This is a genomic window from Pseudomonas sp. B6001 (genome assembly GCF_013386015.1).
Taxonomy (GTDB): Bacteria; Pseudomonadota; Gammaproteobacteria; order Pseudomonadales; family Pseudomonadaceae; genus Aquipseudomonas.
Map to the genome: position 1 here is coordinate 75,786 of NZ_JACAOX010000032.1, position 18,022 is coordinate 93,807.

Below are 18,022 nucleotides of genomic sequence, written 5' to 3' on the forward strand. Positions count from 1 at the left end.
CGAACCTCTTTAGTAGCTCATGATCTGGGTCGCGGTCTTCGCTACCTTGGCCATGCTACCGGTGAGTTTATTGGTCTTGAGGTCGAAGATCTGCAAGCCGCCTTCGACGTCGGCGCCCAGCAACAGGGGCTTGTCGTCGCCGGTGGCCTGCATGCTCCAGACCGGGGTCGGGGCTTCCAGGGTGGCTATCTTCTTCATGGTCTTGAGGTCGTAGGCCCAGATGATGGTGCTCGGGTCTTCCCACTTCATCGGCTCGTGGTTGTCGTGCATCAGCACGTACATGCGGTTGAGTTTCGGTGCCACGGCCATCAACTGCCAGCCACCCGGGGCCCAGCCGGTTTTCTTTTCCGCGTCGGTGGTGAGTGACCAGGACGGCAGGATTTTCGGCTCATCGCCGGAGAAATCTACCGGGCGGATGGTGCCGGTGGTGGTGGTGAAGTAGTAGGTGTCGCCCACGTTCACCGCGCGTTCGTTGAGCTTCTCGGCGTTGGGGTCGAAGAAGTGCGTGCGGTTGCGCGAGGTTTCCTGGCCCTGCTCGTTCAGCGTCACCACTTGCAGGCTGCCGTCACCGCACAGGGAGGCGAAGCGGCGAGTGCCGACCGGGTAATTGAGTACGCAGCCCGGGATCGCGATTTCGGCGGTGACGGAGCGGGACTGGGTGTCGACCACGGTCACCGAGGTGGAGGGTGTGAAGTTGTAGACGTAGACGAAGCGGTCATCGCCGCTGGTCTTCAGCCCATAGCGCTGGGTCAGGGATTCGGCGCGCTTGTTCGGGATCAGCACTTCCCAGGCGGGCGACAGGCTGGAGCTGTCCCAGGCGGTGAGCACATCGGTGCGATCGCCCCGGGTGCCGCGGGAATAGTAGATGTCGGCGCTGTACAGGGTCTTCTGGTCGTGGCTCAGGGCCGAGGGCGCGGCGAAGCCGGTGGGGACCATGCCGAGGACGCGCTTCTTGTCGGGATCTACCACGGTGACGCGGCCGACCACGAAGCTTTCGAATTCGACGTCTACCACGAATGCGCGGTGGGCTTCCGGTGGAAAGGCCAGGGTGGTCTGGCCGATGGTGTCTGGCGGTAAATCCGCCTGGGCGCTGTTCAAGCCGAGTACAAGCAGGCCCAGACCCAGCGCTGACTGTACGTTGATCCTGTTGCTTCGCATTAGGGGCACTCCCTGAATTATTGTGTTTTGCTAATCGCGGGTGCTTTGGCAGATTCTTGCAAGTGGATTCTGCCTTGTGGGGCGATTGCAAGAATTGTTGTGTCTGCCAAGTGGTTGTGTGTCTGTGCCAATGGTTTGGGGTAGGGTGTATATCCGTTATTTTTGTTATGGCAGAAACGGGTTCCGCTCTTGCAGCGGCTCACTTTTGAACAGCCCTGTAGGCGCTGGCTTGCCGGCGATGGTCGTTAACGATGACGTTGGCATCCTGAATAAACGCGGCGACCTCACGTTTTTCGCCGGCAAGCCGGCTCCTACAGAAAAGCCGCTTCGCAAATGCCCCAATCTCACGACCCCACCAAAGGCAACGAAAAACTGAACACCGCCCCACACGGCTCCAGATTCTGCGCCCAGATATCCCCCTGATGCCGACCAATGATGTTCTTGCACAACGCCAGCCCAATCCCGTTGCCACCCACCTTCGACGAAAAGAACCCGTCAAAGATTTTCTCCCGCGCCACGGCCTGAATCCCGCGCCCACAATCCTCGACACTCAACCGCGCCACGTTTCCATCCCGGCAGGCATGCAACCGCAGCACCCGACGCTCCACGGGCAGCTCACTCATCTCTTCAATGGCATTGAACGCCAGGTTCAGAATCACCTGCCCAATCAGCACCCTCTCGCACTGCACCATCAGCGGTTGCGCGCTCGGGACGATCTCCAGCCGCACCTGACTCGGCTCGGCCCGCAGGCTGATGAAATATCGGGTTTCCTGCAGCAACTCATTGAGGTCCACCCACTCCGCGCTCTGCTCCAGCTTGACCACATAATCACGCACACTCTTGATGATCGTTGACGCATGCTCGACCTGCCGCACGGCACTTTGCAGCCCCCAGTTCACCCCCTGGTCGGCACTGTGGGTATCGCCCAGACGAATCAAAACCCCCTCGATAAAGTTGCGCGTGGCCGCCAGTGGCTGGCTCAACTCATGAGCAATCGCCACCGCCATCTCGCCCATGGCGTTGTATCGGGCCAGGTACTCAAGCTGTTGTTCACTGACACGCCGGGCTTCCTCGGCGCGGATCAGGTCCCGCTTCACCTTGTCTTCCCGGGAAATATCCCGGAACTGCACCATCAGCACGTCGCGCCCGTCCAGGTGCACCAGCGTCGCGACCGCTTCCGAAAGAATCTCCACCCCGGCCTTGGAGCGATAACACCACTCGATGGTGCGCTGGCCACTGCGGGCCGCGCGCTCGAGCCAACGCAGGCCGATGGAGCGCTTGTACTTCGGTGCGTCCCGGGTCATGTCCGGGGCCTTGAGCGGGATCAGTTCTTCCAGGGTAAACCCCAGCGCCGACAGCGCCGCGGTGTTGGCCCAGAGGATGTCCTTGCTCTGCGCATCGTGAAGGATGGTGCAGATCGGCATGGCTTCGATCAGGGTGTGGAAATCATTGTTATTGGGTAGGTACATCGCGTAGCCCTTGGCGGTGGAGGGGACGACTACGGTGGCAAGTTATACCGGTTTGCATCCGGGGGCACGCTCAGAAGTAATCGGGGGCGCACTAGGGGATTTCTTTAGCCGGTGGGCTGCACGCCCCAATAGTTGACGGTGGTCGGGCTTTTTACACTGGACCTATCAACGCCCGACACGGCGTCCATAACAACTACAACGGAGAAAGCCCATGCTGCGTTCGGCCCTCGTGCAACCAGACGCTTTACCCGACGTGCAGCCCACGCTGTTCCAGCAGGTGCTCGATGAAGTGCGCCAGCGCCGCGACGAGTTCGACGCCGGCTCCCACGTGCCACGGGACATGATCGAACGCTTCAAGCAGGTGGGCATCTACCGGGCGGCCACGCCGCGTTGTTTCGGCGGCGATGCCCTGGCCCCCGCAACGTTCTTGCAGATGATCGAGCGCATATCCGAAGCCGATGGCTCCGCCGGCTGGGTCGCCAGCTTCGGCAGCGCCGGCGTCTATCTTGCGGCCTTGCCCCAGGAAACCCTCGCCGAACTGTATGCCGACAGCCCCGATCTGGTGTTTGCCGGTGGCCTGTTCCCGTTGCAGCCGGCGGAAACCGTCGAGGGCGGCTGGCAGGTCAACGGCACCTGGAAGTTTGCCAGCGGCTGCAAAGGCGCCGACCTGCTGGGCGTGGGCATCGGTGCGGCGGGCGGCAAGCCACGCACTGCCGTGTTCAAGCCCGGCCAGGTTGAAATCATCGAAAACTGGGACGTGGTCGGCCTCAAGGGCACCGGCAGCCATGACCTGCGAGTTACCGACCAATACATCGACGAGCGCTGGACCTTCATCCGTGGCGGCGCCGCCACCATCGACGAGCCGCTGTTTCGTTATCCCTCGATTGCCTACGCCGCCCAGGTGCTGGCGGTGGTCAACCTCGGCCTGGCCCGCGCGGCCCTCGATGAAATCAGCGCCATGGCCAGCGGCAGCGGCATCACCGGCGCGCCGAAACTGGCGGACCGCGCCTACGTGCGCATCGAAATCGCCAAGGCCGAAGCCCGGCTGAGCGCCGCTCGGGGCTTTTTCTACGGCGCCACCGAACAAGTGTGGAACTCGATCCTCGCCGGCAACCCGGTCACGGCCGAGCAAACCAGCCTGTTGCGCCTGACCGCCATTCACGTGTCCCAGGCCGGCGCCGCCGTGGTGCAGAGCGCCTACAGCCTGGCGGGCACCACCGCGATCTACCTGCGCCACCCGCTGCAACGCTACCTGCGCGACGCCATGGTGGTGACCCAGCACGCCTTCCTCAGCGAAGGCCTGTACGACGGCGCGGGCTCGGTGTTCCTCGGCGTTCCTCCATTTCCTGGCTACATCTGACTTTCAAGGATCAACCCATGTCCCAAGCCACTCAAGAACCGCTGCGCGTCGTCTTCTGCATCGGCATCACCCAGAACTTTTTCGACCTGCCTACCGGCGAAGGCCTGAGCGTGTGGAAAGGCTTCAGCCAGATGATGGGCGACCTCGGCGCCATGCCGGGCATCAACGTGCTGGGGGCGATGGATGACGACCGCTTGATGGTCGGCCCGTCGACCACCTCGCCGTGGACCGTCTACATCATGGCCGACGTCGACTGCCACCAGTCGGTGATCGACGCCTGCAACCTGTTCCGTACCACGCCGGTGGGTGAATACAGCCTGTGGCGCTACGCCAAGGTCGAAGCACGGATCGGCCGCCCGCTGACCATTCCCGAAGCGGCCAGGGTGTGAGCCATGGACCTGTTGCAGCGTGTTGAAACCCTTGAAGGGGAGAGCCAGGTAAGGCGCTTGATGGCGCGCTACATGGACCTGTGCGACGTGCCCCGGGCGGCGACCAACGTTCGCGAGTTGGCCGAGTTGTTCACCGTGGATGCGGTGTGGGAAGGCATTGGCACAAGTACCGCGCAGACCTTCGGCCAGCATCGGGGGCGCGACGCGGTGGCGGCGTTTGTCGGCAGCTACCTGCCACCGTCGGAACACTTTGCGCTGAACCTGCATTACCTCACCAGTGAGTCGATCCAGGTAGACGGCAGCGCGGCTGCAGGGCAGTGGATCATGCAACAGATTTCCACCTACGCCGACCAGCGCAGCGAGTTGTTCGGCACGCGGCTGACCATCGATTTTCGCCGTGTCGACGGCACCTGGCTGATCGCGCATTTCCGTACGCAGCGCCTGTTCAATAGCATGTTGGGGGTGAACCCATGAGTACCTTCGTCAGCGAATTTTTACTCGGTGGCAGCGGCCGACGCGTGGCCATCAAGGATTCCATCGACATCGCCGGGTATCCGACCCGCTCGGGCAGTCGTGCCTTTGCCGATGCTCCGCCGGCGACGCGGCATGCGCACGTGGTGCAGGCGGTCCTGGATGCCGGCTGGCAGATCGTCGGCAAGACCAGCCTGCATGAACTGGCATTTGGCGTCACCGGCATCAACGACTGGAGCGGTACGCCCGTCAATCCCCAGGCGCCAGACCGCGTGCCGGGCGGCTCCTCCAGCGGTTCGGCCGCGGCGGTTGCGGCGGGCCTGGCGGATATCGCCATTGGTACCGACACCGGCGGCTCGGTGCGGGTGCCGGCGGCGTGCTGCGGGATTGCCGGGTTGAAACCGACCTATGGCCGAGTCAGCCGCATTGGCGCGCAACCGGCGGTATCCAGCCTCGATTGCGTCGGGCCGTTTGCCGCGAACATGCAGGACCTGATTGCCGCGATGCAGGTGATTTGCCCGGGTTTCCAGGCACAGGCGGCGCCGTCCGGCAGCGTGCCGGTGGGCTTTCTGGATGTGGCCTGTGAGCCATGGCTGAAGGCGAGCCTGATGGCTGCCGTCGACGCGGCCGGCTGGCGTCAGCAGCGTCTGCATCTGGACGACTTTGACACGGCGTTCGGCGCCGGCCTTACGGTGATTAACGTCGAAAACTGGGCAGCCTTCGGTCACCTCACCGGCAAGGGCCTGATCGGTGCGGATGTCGAACAACGCTTGTTGGCTGCCAGCCGCACCAGCGCTGCTGATTTGGCCGCAGCCGAAGTCGTGCGCACCCGCTTCAGCCACCAGGTGGACGCCGCGCTCGAAGAATTCTCCGTGTTGCTGCTGCCGACGATGCCAGACCTGCCGCCGACCCTGGCCGAAGCCCGCAACGGCAGCCAGGCCGTGGCCCGCATGACGCCATTGGTGCGGCCATTCAACCTCAGCGGCCACCCGGCGCTGACGGTGCCGGTGACCCTGGCCGACAGCGGGCTGAAGGTGGGGCTGCAGATTGTCGGCCGCAAGGGCCAGGACGAATGGGTGTGTGCCCTCGGCGCACAACTGCAACAGAGCATCACGGCTCGCCAATAAGAACAACGCCTTGAGGAGGGTTCCATGAGTACCCATGAATACCGGCTGATTGCCAAATCGAAAAGCCTCGACGAGTTGGTCAAGCACGATCGCGTCGACGTCTCGCTGTACAACGACCCGGCGCTGTTCGAGGCCGAACTGGAAAAGATCTTCTACCGCACCTGGGTCTGGGTCGCCCATGAAAGCGAAGTGCGCAACAGCGGCGACTTCAAGACCGCGACCATCGGCCGGCGCCCGGTGATTGTGGTGCGCGACAAGAAAGGCGCGATCAACGTGCTGGAAAACCGCTGCCGCCACCGTGGCGCCACGGTTTGCGAGAAGCACAAGGGCAACGCCACCGGCTTCACCTGCCCGTATCACAGCTGGTCCTATGGTTTGGACGGCAAGCTGCGGGCGCTGCCTTACCCGGACGGCTACGAAGGCATCCTGGAAAAGTCCGAGTTACCCCTGACGAGCCTGCGGGTGGACAGCTACGCCGGGATGGTATTCGCCAGCTACAACGACGATATCGAACCGTTGGCCGACTTCCTCGGCGGCGCCAAACACTGGATGGACCTGTTCATGAAGCAGGGCGCCGGCTACCCGATCAAGACCCAGGGCGAACACAAGTTCAGCTTCAAGGGCAACTGGAAGATCCAGCTGGAAAACACCACCGACGGCTACCACTTCCCGATCGTGCACAAGTCGTTCATGTCGTCGGTGGACGCCGAGACCTCGGAAATGCTCTCGTTCATGACCGACGAGCAGGCCGTCACCCATTCCCTGGGCAATGGCCACAGCGTGATGGTGATGGTGCCCGAGCATGTCGACCTGGACCACGACGACGGTACCGAGCAGTTGCAGGAGCGTTTCGCCCACGTCACCGAAGAACTGTCGAAAACCATGGAGCCGGCCCAGGTGCGACGCATCGTGCGGTCGCTGCACGGCGCCGGGTTCAACCTCAACCTGTTTCCCAATGTCGCCATGTCGATGTCGTTCTTCCGGGTGCTGCGCCCGGTGTCGGTCACCGAGACCGAAATCCGCCACGTCGCCCTGGGCATGGAGGGCGGCCCACAGGTTGCCAACCGCGAGCGCCTGCGCATCCACGAACACTTCCAGGGCCCGTTCGGCTTTGGCAGCCCCGACGACGCCGAAGCCTGGGACCGGGTGCAACGCGGCTCGTATGCCGGCGTGGACGCACCGATCCTGGTCAACCGTGGCCTGAACCGCGAAGTGCTGGCCGACAACGGCGACAAGGTATCCCACGCCACTGATGAAGGCGGCATGCGCGGGGCCTATGACATGTGGAAAAGGATGATGAGCCAATGAACACCCTGACTGGTTTTACCGCACCGCTGGCCCAGGCCATCGAATTCATCTGGCGTGAAGCCCAACTGCTGGACCACAAGGACTACGTGCAATGGGCCGCGTTGTGGAGCGAGAGCGGGCGCTACGTCGTGCCGATCGACCCGGACACCGAGGATTTTGAAGCCAACCTCAACTACGCCTATGACGATGCGCGCATGCGTGACCTGCGCATCGAACGGCTGACGGCGGGGTATTCACCGTCAGCGGTGGATGCGGCGAAAACCGTGCGCAGTGTCTCGCGATTCACCCTGGTGGAAGCGGCGGGCGAGGTGGTGGAGGTTAACTGTGCGCAGCTGCTGTACGCCTACAAGCGCGGAGTACACACGCCGTTCGTGGCCGACCTGAATTACCGCATCCGGTTCAGCGCCGGGGTCGCGACCCTGGAGCGCAAGGTGGTGCGGCTGATCAATTCCACCGACAGCCTGAGTGCACTCGGCTTTCTGTTGTAAGCACGATTCAAACAACGACACAAAACCAATGTGGGAGCGGGCTTGCTCGCGAATGCGGTGGATCAGTCGCCACATGCATTGACTGATACACCGCATTCGCGAGCAAGCCCGCTCCCACAGTTGAGATGAGGACATCCTGATGAACCGAATCGCGCTTGTAACCGGCGCCTCCCGTGGCCTCGGCGAATGCATCGCCCGGCGCCTGCACGCCGCAGGCTACCGCGTGGGCCTGGCGGATGTGCACCTGGACGGCGTGCAGCGCCTGGCCTCTGAACTCGACAACCGCGGCGAAACCGCCGTCGCCATCGAGCTGGATGTGCGCAACAAGGCCGATTTTATTCGCGCCCGGGACCTGCTCAGCGAGCGCTGGGGCGGCACCGATATCCTGGTGAACAACGCCGGGGTGTCGAAAGTTGCGGCGCTGATGGACATCACTCCCGAGGAATTCGACGAATCGATGGCGATCAACCTGCGGGGCACGTTCGTGGCCTGCCAGGTGTTTGGTGCGCATTTCGCCGAACGAGGGTTCGGGCGCATCGTCAATATCGCCTCCCTCGCCGGGCAAAACGGCGGAACTGCCACTGGCGCGCATTACGCCGCGGCCAAGGGCGGCGTGGCTACGCTGACCAAGGTCTTCGCCCGTGAACTGGCGCCCCGGGGCGTGACGGTCAACAGCATTTCGCCAGGCCCGCTTGATTTGCCGGTAGTGCGCGAAACCGTGGCGCCGGAGCGCCTGGAGCAGATCCTCAAGATTATCCCGGCGGGCACCCTCGGCGACCCGCACACCATCGCCGACACCGTGCTGCTGTTGATCGCCGACCACGCCGCCTCGATCACGGGCGCGTGCTGGGACATCAACGGCGGGCTGTTCATGCGCTAGTCATCGCCGAAGAGAGTGGGCCTGCTGCGCAGTCCAGCGGGAGCAAGCTCCCTCGCCACAGGTTAGCGTTCAACCGAAACAACAGGATTCAGGTGCTGCAATGATGAAGGTGAAGATCGAACGCATCGTCGATGAAGCGCTGGATATCCGTTCCTTTCGCCTCGTGCGCAGTGACGGCCAGCCCCTCGACAGTTATGAGCCCGGGGCCCATGTGGACCTCACCGGGCCAACCGGCGTCACCCGCCAGTATTCGCTGTGCAGCCCGCCCCACGATGGCCGCGCGTACCTGGTGGCGGTGAAGAAAGAGGCGCAATCCCGTGGCGGCTCCCTGGCCCTGCATGAGCAGGTGCAGGAGGGCATGGAGCTGGAGATGGGCGCGCCGCGCAACCTGTTCCGCCTCGACCCGGAGGCGCCGGCCCATGCGCTGTTTGCCGCCGGTATCGGGGTGACGCCGCTGTTGAGCATGGCCTATCGACTGGCCGACAGCGGCCAGCCGTGGCGCCTGCACTATTTTGCACGTTCGGCGCAGTACGCGGCGTTTACCCAGCTGTTGGCCGATACATTCGGCGAGCATGTGCAGTTTCACTATGGCGTCGAGCCGGGCGCGCTGGATGCGGCCTTGAGCGCCTGCCTGGACCAGGCGGGCGCGGCTGCCCACGTCTACACCTGCGGCCCCGCACCGTTCATGCACAAGGTGGTGGAAGTGGCGGCCCGCAGCCGTCCCGAGGAAGCGATCCACCTGGAGCACTTCCAGGCCGACCCAGCGGTGAATGTCGGGCCCAGCGGTGGTTTCGAGGTGGAGCTGGCCAGCTCCGGCGTGGTGCTGCAAGTACCGGCGAATACCAGCCTGGTGGACGTATTGCAGGCCCACGGTTGCGACATCGACACCGAGTGCCGCGAAGGCCTCTGCGGCACCTGCATTGTCGAGGTGCTGGAAGGCGTGCCCGAGCACCGTGACAATTGCCTGTCGACCAAGGAGAAGGCCGCCAACCGGCAGATTTGTGCGTGTGTTTCCCGGGCGGTTTCCGCTCGTCTGGTATTGGATATTTGATCGGCGCTACCCGTAAGATTGCTGGGACCAAAAAAATAAAAAATGTGAGGCCTTGCGGTCATGATGAGTTCAACGGTGCAACGTAACGAATCGTTCGAGCGTTGGTTACAGCAGGTTAACCAGGCCTGTGGACGCTTCGATGCCAGGGCCCTGGGCGCGGGGTTTTATGGGGAATTGAGCGAGTTTCGCAGCGGCGCGATCAAGCTCAGCGTGGTCGATATGGCCCAGGTGCATCTGTATCGCAGCAGCAAGGAAGTCAGTACGGGCAATGAAGGGCACTACTACGCGGTGTTCCAGTTGCAGGGCAGCGCGCAGCTGGAACAGGGCGACAACCGTGCGCAACTGGGCTGCGGTGACATCGCCCTGATCGACGCCTGCCGCCCCAGTGACATGACCTACCACGACAACTCCCGGCAATTGTCGCTGATCCTGCCGCGCCAGGTGGTGGAGCGCGGTTCGCACTTCACGGCGGTCAACTGCGCGACGCGGATCTCGGCGCGCACGCCGTTGGCGCTGATGGCCAGCCAGATGGTGCTCGACACCCGCCAGCAAAACGACCTGGGCATGCAGGAAAGCGAAGCCGTGCTGGATGCATTGGTCAGCCTGCTGCTGCCGGGGATCAGCGCCCGGGACAACGGTGTGGACACCCAGGAACGGCAGTTTCGCAAGACCATCGCCTACATCGATGCGCACATCGGCGCCGAAGAACTCTGCCCCGAGCTGATCGCCCGGGAAGTCGGGGTGTCGGTGCGCGGGCTGTACCGGATGTTTTCCAAGCGCGGGCTGGTGGTGGCGCAATACATCAAGCACCGACGCCTGGATTTCTGCGCCGAAACCCTGCGCCATTCGCCGGCGGAGCAGAAGCTGTCGGCACTCTGTTATGCCTGGGGCTTCTCCGACTCCAGCTACTTCTCATCGGCGTTCAAGTCGCGCTTCGGCGTGTCACCGGGCGAGTACCGCAAGCGCTATAGCCATCATTGATGCGTGCCGCTCCCGAACCTGGAATGCATTTTCCTGTGGGAGCCGGGCTTGCCCGCGATGCAGGCCACTCGGTCTGACAGGTACACCGCCGCGACCCCATCGCAGCCTCGCCAAGGCTCGACAGCTCCCACATTCAATCATCGCGCCCTAGGGATACAACACCTCGCGGACCAGCATGGCGATGCTGGTCACGCCCATCTTTTCCTTGATCTTGGTGCGGTGCACGTCAACGGTCTTCACGCTGATGTTCAGCTCGCGGGCAATCACCTTGCTCGCCTTGCCGTCCACCACCAGCATCAACACTTCTCGCTCCCGGCTCGTCAGCAGCGCCAGCTTGCCTTGCAGGTGCTCGCGCTGTTCCTGGTCGGCCTGGGCCTGTACAGCGGTCTTCAGCGCGGCCTGGATGCGGTCGATCATCTGTTGCGGGTTGTAGGGCTTCTCGACGAAATCCAGCGCGCCGTTTTTCATTGCGGTGACCGACATCGGTATGTCGCCGTGGGCCGACACGAAGATGGTCGGCAAGGTGCTGCCGCGCCGGTTGAGGATCTCCTGCAACTGGAAGCCGCTGGTCTGCGGCATGCGCACGTCCAGCACCAGGCAGGCGGGCTGGCGCGGGTCGTAGTGCGCAAGGAACTCTTCGGCCCCGGCGAAGCATTGGGCCTTTACGCTGACCGACTCCAGCAGCCAGGCCAGCGAGGTACGCAGGTCTTTGTCGTCATCAACGATGTAAACAATCGGTGTGCGAATTTCCATCAGGGACTGCCACGAGAATTTCTAATTATTGTTTTCGCACGCGGGCACGCTGCGGCGGACATTGGCTCATCTGTAGAGCCTTGCCAGCAGAATACCCAGTGTGAACGGCCCTGACGATAAAGAAACCACCTAGTCGGCATGGGGATCGTCTGAATGGTCGCGCCGCACGGGGCGTCTTAGTCTTGTGGCATCACCCACGGACCGTAAAGGGGCACCGACATGGCCGACCTGAGCCAGCAGCAAATCGACTTTCGCAACGCCATGGCGCAACTGCCGGCCGCGGTGAACATCATCACCACCAACGGCCCGGGCGGGCGTTGCGGGATCACGGCGAGTGCGGTGTGCTCGGTGACGGATTCGCCCCCCACGGTGTTGGTGTGCGTGAACCGCGGGAGTGCGACCCATGATGTGTTCCGTACCAATGGGCAGCTGTGCGTGAACGTGCTGTGCGGGGAGCAGGAAGAGCTGGCGCGGCACTTTGCCGGGATGACCCAGGTGCCCATGGCGGAGCGGTTTGCCTGGGACCTGTGGGACGGAGGCGAGGCGGGGGTACCGGTGCTGCGGGATGCGCTGGTGCAACTGGAAGGGCGTATCAGTGAGTGCAAGGAGGTAGGGTCGCATTCGGTGATGTTCGTGGAGTTGTCGCGGGTTGGGGTGCGGGGGCAGGGCGACAGCCTGGTGTACTTCAACCGGCTGTTTCACCGGATTGAGCATGCTGGCGCCCATTGCTGAAGGTTCAGGAGATCAAATGTGGGAGCGGGCTTGCTCGCGAAGGCGGTGTATCAGAAACCTATTCAGTGGCTGACACTCTGTCTTCGCGAGCAAGCCCGCTCCCACATGGGGCCTGCGGGGCAGTTGTTGGTCAGATGCGAAAGCTGCCCACCAGCTGATTCAAGCGTTCCGCTTCACGCTCAAGCTCGGTACAGGCCTGCAGCGTCGACTGCAGGTTTTCCACCCCGGCCTGGTTCAGCATATTGATCTCGGTAATGTCCACATTCAGCGCTTCCACCACCGACGTCTGCTCCTCGGTCGCCGCCGCCACCGACTGGTTGACGTTATCAATCTCGCCAATCCTCTGCGTCACACTGGCCAGCCGCGTACCCGCCAGGTTGGCGATGCTCACGCTTTCCTCGCTGTGCTGCTGGCTCTCGGTCATGGTGCTGACGGATTCCCGTGCGCCCACCTGCAACTCTTCGATCATCTGCTGAATCTCCAGCGCCGACTCCTGGGTGCGATAGGCCAGGCTGCGCACCTCATCGGCCACCACCGCAAACCCGCGCCCGGCCTCACCGGCCCGGGCCGCTTCAATGGCGGCGTTCAGTGCCAGCAGATTGGTCTGCTGGGAGATGCCCTTGATCACCTCCAGGATTTGCCCGATGTTCACCGTCTTGTGATTCAGCGCATCGATGTGCACGCACGAGGCGCTGATCTTGCCCGACAGTTCATTCATCACGGCAATCGTGCGCTCCACCACCTGGCGCCCGTCCTCAGCCTGTTGCCGGGCGCCGGAGGCTTGCTGCGACGCATCGGAGGCATTACGGGCGATTTCCTGGGCGGCGGCGCCCAGTTCGTTGATCGCCGCCGCGACACTGTTGGTGCGGGTCGCCTGTTCATCGAAGTTGTTCAGCGAGGAATTCGAGGCCAGCAGCACCCGCTTGACCACCTGGTTGACCCCGAGCCCCGCTGAAGACACTTCGCGGATCGACTGGTGGATGCGTTCGACAAAACGGTTGAAGGCGCTGGCCAACTGGCCGATCTCGTCCCGGGATTGCACCTCCAGCCGCCGCGTCAGGTCGCCTTCGCCCCGGGAAATGTCTTCCATCACCCTGGTCAGGGTTTGCAGCGGCCGGGTGATGCGCAGCGCGGCGTACCAGATCAACAGCAGGCCGAGCAGGGCCGAGCCGCCACCCAGCAGCAGTTCCAGGGCGGTGCTTTTCACCCCTTGGGCATCGAGTTGCTGTTGCAGCGCAGTGACCGGCGCCAGCAGCACCGACTGCGGCACGCCCACCAGAACGCCCCACGGTGCGGCACCGGCAATCGGTGCCAGCGGTTCGAGTAGCTTGATTTGCTGTTGATCGACAAAGGTTTGCGGTTGCCCCTGGCGCAACGCGTCCAGTACCTGGGCGCCATCGTGCATGACTTCGCTGATCGGCTGCCCGAGGCGGCTGGCGTCCTCGCTGTAGGCGGAAATCACGCCTTCGGGGCTGACGATGCTGACTTGCCCGTGGCCGTCGAACAGTTGCCCGGCGCTGGTATGGCTGGCCTGTTGCAAGGCCGCCAGGTTGATGTCCAGGCCAATCACCGCGATCACCTTGCCGTGCTCCATCAGCGGGAACGCAATGCTGGTCACCAGCTTGCGGCTGCCGGAAGCCTCGTCGAAATACGGCTCCAGCACACAGGCCCTGGCGGTGTCGCGGGCGCAGGTGTAGAAGGCGTTGTACGGCGCGCCGCTGGGGCCGGGCGAGGTATTGGCCAGCAGCGCTTCGTCGCCGACTACCGCTGTCAGTTCACCCGGGGTGGCCTGCACCCAGTATTGGGCGAAGCGCCCGGCCTCGTTGCTGCCGACGGCGGCCTGGTCGACGAAGTGGGCATCGTCACCGTCCAGGGCATTGGCTTCGAAAATGACGTAAATCCCGAGCAGGTCGGGCTTGTCGACCAGGGCCTGGCGCAGCTGGGTATTCAGCTCCTGGCGCAACTCTGGGCGGGTCAGTTTGCCCTGTTGTTGCAGTTGCCGCAGGTACAGCACATAACGCGACAAGCCCTGGCCGTATTCATGGGTTTGCATGAAGGTGCGTTGCACCTGCATGGCCTGAACTTGCCCCAGGGCCTGCATGTGTTCCTTGGCGGCGGCAGCGAGCATGTCGCTGCTGGCCTGGGCCACGTGCTGGCTGCTCTGGTGGGTCTGGTACAGCGACAGGCTCATCAGCAGGCCGACCACCAATAACAGGCAGAGGCCGGCGAGCAGGGCGATCTTGCTCTGGATCGTGAGGAATTTCTTGTGCATTGCGAAGGCCTTGGCCAGGCGGGGCGATGGCGGCGCCACCGCCCCGGCCGGGCTTAGAAGTTAGTGGCGAACACCACTTGGCTGTAGAGGTTTTTATCGTGGTTGCCCAGCTGCGTGCCGTCTTGCTCGGCGCTCTTGTCCGGCTGGTACAGGCCGATCAGCGGCATCACCGTCAGGTGGTCGTTGACGTGCCATTCGGCGTACAGGTCCAGCTCGTGGCCGTCGTTGTTGCCGAGGTTGCGGTCGATGGTCTTGAAGTCGAACAACACCGCGCCGACGTTGAGGTTCTGCAGGGGCGAAACCTTGAACGTGACGTTCTGGATGCGTGAGTTGTTGTTGAACGGCCCGGCGTAGTTGCCCGCCACTTCACCCTGGAACCAGGTGCCGTAGCCACGGCTGAAACCGTAGAACAGCGGGTCGAAGCCTTCCGAGAAGCGGCTGTAGCGGTAGCTCACATACGGCGTCCAGGTCACGTCGGAGAAGGTCCAGCCAGCTTCCAGGTACCAGGCGTCTTCGTTGCCGGTGTGGGGCTTGTCCTGCCAGGCGTATTCGCCGGACAGGAACAGGTTGGTCACCCCGGCATTGCCCGTGGCCCGCAGGCTGTAGGTCTTCATGCCATCACGTTCCAGCTGCGTGGGGGAGGCGTACTGCTTGTCGACGTCGGTGGTGTCGATGTACGTCAGCCCCACGGTGCCTTCGGCGGCCACGTGTTCGAGGGTGGCGACGTACATCTCGGTCTTGGCCTGGGCACGGTTATCGGACTTGAGCCACATCAGGTCGCTGCGCCAGCCGTCCTTGCCGCCCAGGCGCAACACGGCGGTTTCGTCGAAGGCCTTGCGGGCGGCGATGTAGTAGCCGCCGCCGCGATTGAGGTCGCCATCGGCCACGCCCTTGCCGAAGTTCAGCGCGTCGCCGTCAATCAGGAAACCGTCGCCGACCACGATGTTCTGGCGGCCGAAGGACAGGTCCACGCCATTCTCGCCCAGGGCCTCAAACAACTTGCCCGAGCGCCAGCCGAGGTAGGCGTCTTCGAATTTTGTGGTGCGCTCCGAACCGTCGCTGAAACCTGCGGCATCGCCGTCGCCCCAGGTGCCGGAACTCAGCAGGTTGGCCGCACCGTAGGTGGTGCCGGCGCCGCTGAAGCTTTTGTCGAAGCTCAGGCCGTACTTCACGTAGCCCTCGCGCCAGGACGAGGAGCCCTTGGCCAGGCGGCCGGATTGACTGTAGTTCTGCTGGCTGTGGAAGGCACCGAATACCGCTTCCAGCGTGGCGTTCAGATGACTGCTGTCATCGGCGTACAGCTCATAAGCGCCGGCCGGGTTGGCGCCGATCATCAGCGCGAGGGTCGAGAGACGAAGCAAGGGGGACTTGAGCATGGTGTGGCATCCATTCTTGTTCATGACCACAGGGTTGGGGTCTGCCGCGATACTAATGCTGGCGAAGTGACGTGCCTTTTGTCTGGTTGCCAAAGACTTGACTGTGCTTGCCAGAATCCACGGTTTGGCAGCCCGGCCAATACGACTGGCACGCAGGGCAAAACCCGAGCGACCTTGAGCCCTGACAATCGTCGGCAACTTCGATGATTTCCAAGGTCGTTTTTCTATGTTCACTGCACACAGATTTTCCCTGGCCGGCCTGCTGTCGCTGGTCCTGGCCCACAGCGCATTCGCCGCTGAATGCGGCCCTGACCAGAACCGTGGCGCCCAGGTTTTCGCCAACGAATGCAGCGTGTGCCATGCGGTGGCGAAGGGCGGCGCGACAATGATGGGGCCAAACCTGGCGGGCGTTTACGGACGTAAATCCGGCTCCCTGGCGGGCTTCAGCTACTCCCAGGCGATGCGTGACAAAAACGTCGAGTGGCAAGCCGAGACCATCGCGCAATTCATCACCCAACCCCAGGCGTTTGTGCCTGGCACCTACATGCCCTACATGGGCCTGGCTTCGGCCGACGATCGCCAAGCGGTCGCCTGCTTTCTCAAAGAACAACATTGAATACAGGTGAATCATGAGCAACGTTGAAATCCTGCCGCAGGTGGCTGCATTCCTGGACCGTCGTCATGGCTGCTTTATCGATGGCCAGTGGGTATTTGCCGAGGGCGAACACATCAAGGTGATCAACCCGGCCACCGGGCAAACCCTGTGCGAAACCCTCGATGCGCCGCTGCACGTGGTGGAGCAGGCGGTGCAGTCGTCCCATGCGGCGTTCAAGTCCCGCGTGTGGTCGGGATTGCGCCCGGCCGACCGTGAGCGGATTTTGCTGAACTTCACCGCATTGGTTGAGGCCCATGCCGAGGAGCTGGCGCAGCTGGAAACCCTGAGCCAGGGCAAGTCGATCAACCTGGCGCGGGGGCTGGATCTGAACGCCACGGTGGAGTTCATGCGCTACATGTCGGGCTGGGCGACCAAGATCGAAGGGCAGACCTTTGATGTGTCGATCCCTTTGCCGCCGGGGGCCAGGTTCACTGCGTTCACCAAGCGCGAGCCAGTGGGCGTGGTGGTGGGCATCGTGCCGTGGAATTTCCCGCTGCTGATTGCGGCCTGGAAATTGATGCCGGCGCTGGCGACCGGGTGCACGGTGATCATCAAGCCGGCGATGGAAACGCCGCTGACGGCGATGCGCCTGGCGGAGCTGGCGCTGGAGGCGGGGATTCCGGCGGGGGTGTTCAACGTGGTGACTGGCGGCGGGGCCTCGGTGGGGGGCGTTCTGACTGCTCATCCGTTGGTGAGCAAGGTGTCGTTTACCGGTTCGACTGCGGTGGGCAAGAGCGTGGGGGTGGCGTGCATGGAGAACATGACGCGGTTTGCCCTGGAGTTGGGGGGCAAGAATCCGATGATCGTGTTGGCGGATGCGGATATTGATAAGGCGATCCAGGGGGCGATCCTGGGTGGGTTGCTGAACAACGGGCAGGTGTGTGCGGCGGCTTCGCGCTTTTATGTGCATCGTTCGGTGTATGACCGGTTTGTCGAGGGGTTGGCGGCGGCGGTGTCGGCGATGCCGTTGGGGGCGGGGATGGACGGTGAGGCGGCGATTAATCCGTTGGTGTCGCGCAAGCAGCAGCAAGGGGTACTGCGCCATATCGAGCAGGCCCGGGCTGAAGGGGCGCGGGTGGTGATCGGTGGGGATGAGGTTGCGGGTGAGGGGTTTTATGTGCGGCCGACGATTTTGGCGGATATCGATCATGGGATGGCGGTGGCCCGGGAGGAGGTGTTTGGGCCGGTGTTGGGGGTGATGGCGTTTGATGATGAGGATGCGGTGATTGAGTTGGCCAATGACAATCGGTATGGGTTGGCGGCCAGTCTTTGGACCAATGATCTGGGTAAGGCGATGAACCTGGTGCCGCGGATCGAGGCGGGGACGGTTTGGGTGAATGCGCATGTGTTGCTGGACCCGGCGATGCCGTTTGGCGGGGTGAAGCAATCGGGGATGGGGCGGGAGTTTGGGCGGGCGGTGATTGAGGCTTATACCGAGCTGAAGTCGGTGTGTATTGCGCATTGATTGGGGGTATATCCGTTATTTAGGTCACGGCGACTTATGGTTTCGCTCTTACAGCGAGTCACTTTGCGGCAAAGTAACCAAAGCGCT

17 protein-coding genes and 1 pseudogene are annotated in these 18,022 nt (G+C 63.0%); 12 read left to right on the forward strand and 6 right to left on the reverse strand.

What is annotated here, in order from left to right; genetic code table 11:
* Positions 1 to 9: 9 nt before the first annotated feature.
* Together HX821_RS27310 and HX821_RS27315 are read right to left on the reverse strand one after the other, a co-directional pair.
* Positions 10 to 1,158, reverse strand: a complete 1,149-nt coding sequence (locus tag HX821_RS27310; protein WP_003208872.1) for an amine dehydrogenase large subunit — start codon at positions 1,156 to 1,158, stop codon at positions 10 to 12.
* Between the two features lie 344 nt (positions 1,159 to 1,502).
* On the reverse strand, positions 1,503 to 2,627 hold the full coding sequence (locus HX821_RS27315; RefSeq protein WP_177036947.1) for a sensor histidine kinase: 1,125 nt from the start codon (positions 2,625 to 2,627) through the stop codon (positions 1,503 to 1,505).
* A gap of 211 nt (positions 2,628 to 2,838) precedes the next feature.
* Here HX821_RS27315 and HX821_RS27320 point away from each other — a divergent pair, with 211 nt between their 5' ends.
* From HX821_RS27320 to feaR, 9 genes are all read left to right on the forward strand, one after another.
* Positions 2,839 to 3,987, forward strand: a complete 1,149-nt coding sequence (locus tag HX821_RS27320; protein WP_003208868.1) for an acyl-CoA dehydrogenase family protein — start codon at positions 2,839 to 2,841, stop codon at positions 3,985 to 3,987.
* A gap of 17 nt (positions 3,988 to 4,004) precedes the next feature.
* The gene (locus tag HX821_RS27325; protein WP_003208867.1) at positions 4,005 to 4,376 is read left to right on the forward strand and encodes a hypothetical protein; all 372 of its coding nucleotides are present in this window, start codon (positions 4,005 to 4,007) and stop codon (positions 4,374 to 4,376) included.
* A gap of 3 nt (positions 4,377 to 4,379) precedes the next feature.
* A complete protein-coding gene (locus HX821_RS27330; RefSeq protein WP_008431069.1) occupies positions 4,380 to 4,850 on the forward strand; it encodes a nuclear transport factor 2 family protein in 471 nt (156 codons plus the stop codon).
* On the forward strand, positions 4,847 to 5,974 hold the full coding sequence (locus HX821_RS27335) for an amidase (protein WP_177009343.1): 1,128 nt from the start codon (positions 4,847 to 4,849) through the stop codon (positions 5,972 to 5,974). The genes HX821_RS27330 and HX821_RS27335 overlap by 4 nt, the downstream gene beginning before the upstream one ends.
* Before the next feature lie 24 nt (positions 5,975 to 5,998).
* The gene (locus tag HX821_RS27340) at positions 5,999 to 7,282 is read left to right on the forward strand and encodes a Rieske 2Fe-2S domain-containing protein (protein ID WP_003208861.1); all 1,284 of its coding nucleotides are present in this window, start codon (positions 5,999 to 6,001) and stop codon (positions 7,280 to 7,282) included.
* On the forward strand, positions 7,279 to 7,770 hold the full coding sequence (locus HX821_RS27345) for an aromatic-ring-hydroxylating dioxygenase subunit beta (RefSeq protein ID WP_177009342.1): 492 nt from the start codon (positions 7,279 to 7,281) through the stop codon (positions 7,768 to 7,770). Before HX821_RS27340 ends, HX821_RS27345 begins: the two co-directional genes overlap by 4 nt.
* A gap of 139 nt (positions 7,771 to 7,909) precedes the next feature.
* A complete protein-coding gene (locus tag HX821_RS27350; protein ID WP_177036949.1) occupies positions 7,910 to 8,650 on the forward strand; it encodes an SDR family NAD(P)-dependent oxidoreductase in 741 nt (246 codons plus the stop codon).
* Positions 8,651 to 8,750: 100 nt separating this feature from the next.
* Positions 8,751 to 9,701, forward strand: coding sequence for a PDR/VanB family oxidoreductase (locus HX821_RS27355; RefSeq protein ID WP_177036951.1), 951 nt, complete (start codon positions 8,751 to 8,753; stop codon positions 9,699 to 9,701).
* A gap of 60 nt (positions 9,702 to 9,761) precedes the next feature.
* Positions 9,762 to 10,682 (forward strand): transcriptional regulator FeaR, encoded by a 921-nt coding sequence (gene feaR, locus HX821_RS27360; RefSeq protein ID WP_023658728.1) that lies wholly within the window; start codon positions 9,762 to 9,764, stop codon positions 10,680 to 10,682.
* A 147-nt stretch (positions 10,683 to 10,829) separates the two neighbouring features.
* On the opposite strand, the gene HX821_RS27365 is transcribed toward feaR, so the two are convergent.
* Complete coding sequence (locus HX821_RS27365; protein ID WP_003212609.1) at positions 10,830 to 11,435, reverse strand: response regulator transcription factor; 606 nt, start codon at positions 11,433 to 11,435, stop codon at positions 10,830 to 10,832.
* Positions 11,436 to 11,654: 219 nt separating this feature from the next.
* Between HX821_RS27365 and hpaC the strand changes: the two genes are divergently transcribed.
* Positions 11,655 to 12,167, forward strand: coding sequence for a 4-hydroxyphenylacetate 3-monooxygenase, reductase component (gene hpaC / locus HX821_RS27370; protein WP_003212611.1), 513 nt, complete (start codon positions 11,655 to 11,657; stop codon positions 12,165 to 12,167).
* Positions 12,168 to 12,297: 130 nt separating this feature from the next.
* Here hpaC and HX821_RS32120 read toward each other — a convergent pair whose 3' ends face one another.
* The 3 genes and pseudogenes from HX821_RS32120 to HX821_RS27380 form a co-directional block, all read right to left on the reverse strand.
* Positions 12,298 to 13,128: a methyl-accepting chemotaxis protein gene (locus HX821_RS32120; RefSeq protein WP_371132386.1), complete on the reverse strand. Its 831-nt coding sequence runs from the start codon at positions 13,126 to 13,128 to the stop codon at positions 12,298 to 12,300.
* 24 nt (positions 13,129 to 13,152) lie between these two features.
* Positions 13,153 to 14,439: pseudogene (locus HX821_RS32125) on the reverse strand (HAMP domain-containing protein); the annotation flags it as partial.
* Positions 14,440 to 14,492: 53 nt separating this feature from the next.
* Positions 14,493 to 15,815 (reverse strand): hypothetical protein, encoded by a 1,323-nt coding sequence (locus tag HX821_RS27380; RefSeq protein ID WP_177036953.1) that lies wholly within the window; start codon positions 15,813 to 15,815, stop codon positions 14,493 to 14,495.
* A gap of 226 nt (positions 15,816 to 16,041) precedes the next feature.
* On the opposite strand from HX821_RS27380, the gene HX821_RS27385 reads away from it, so the two are divergent.
* Positions 16,042 to 16,431, forward strand: a complete 390-nt coding sequence (locus HX821_RS27385; RefSeq protein ID WP_177036955.1) for a cytochrome c family protein — start codon at positions 16,042 to 16,044, stop codon at positions 16,429 to 16,431.
* Positions 16,432 to 16,444: 13 nt separating this feature from the next.
* Positions 16,445 to 17,935 (forward strand): aldehyde dehydrogenase family protein, encoded by a 1,491-nt coding sequence (locus HX821_RS27390; protein ID WP_008431084.1) that lies wholly within the window; start codon positions 16,445 to 16,447, stop codon positions 17,933 to 17,935.
* Positions 17,936 to 18,022: the final 87 nt, after the last annotated feature.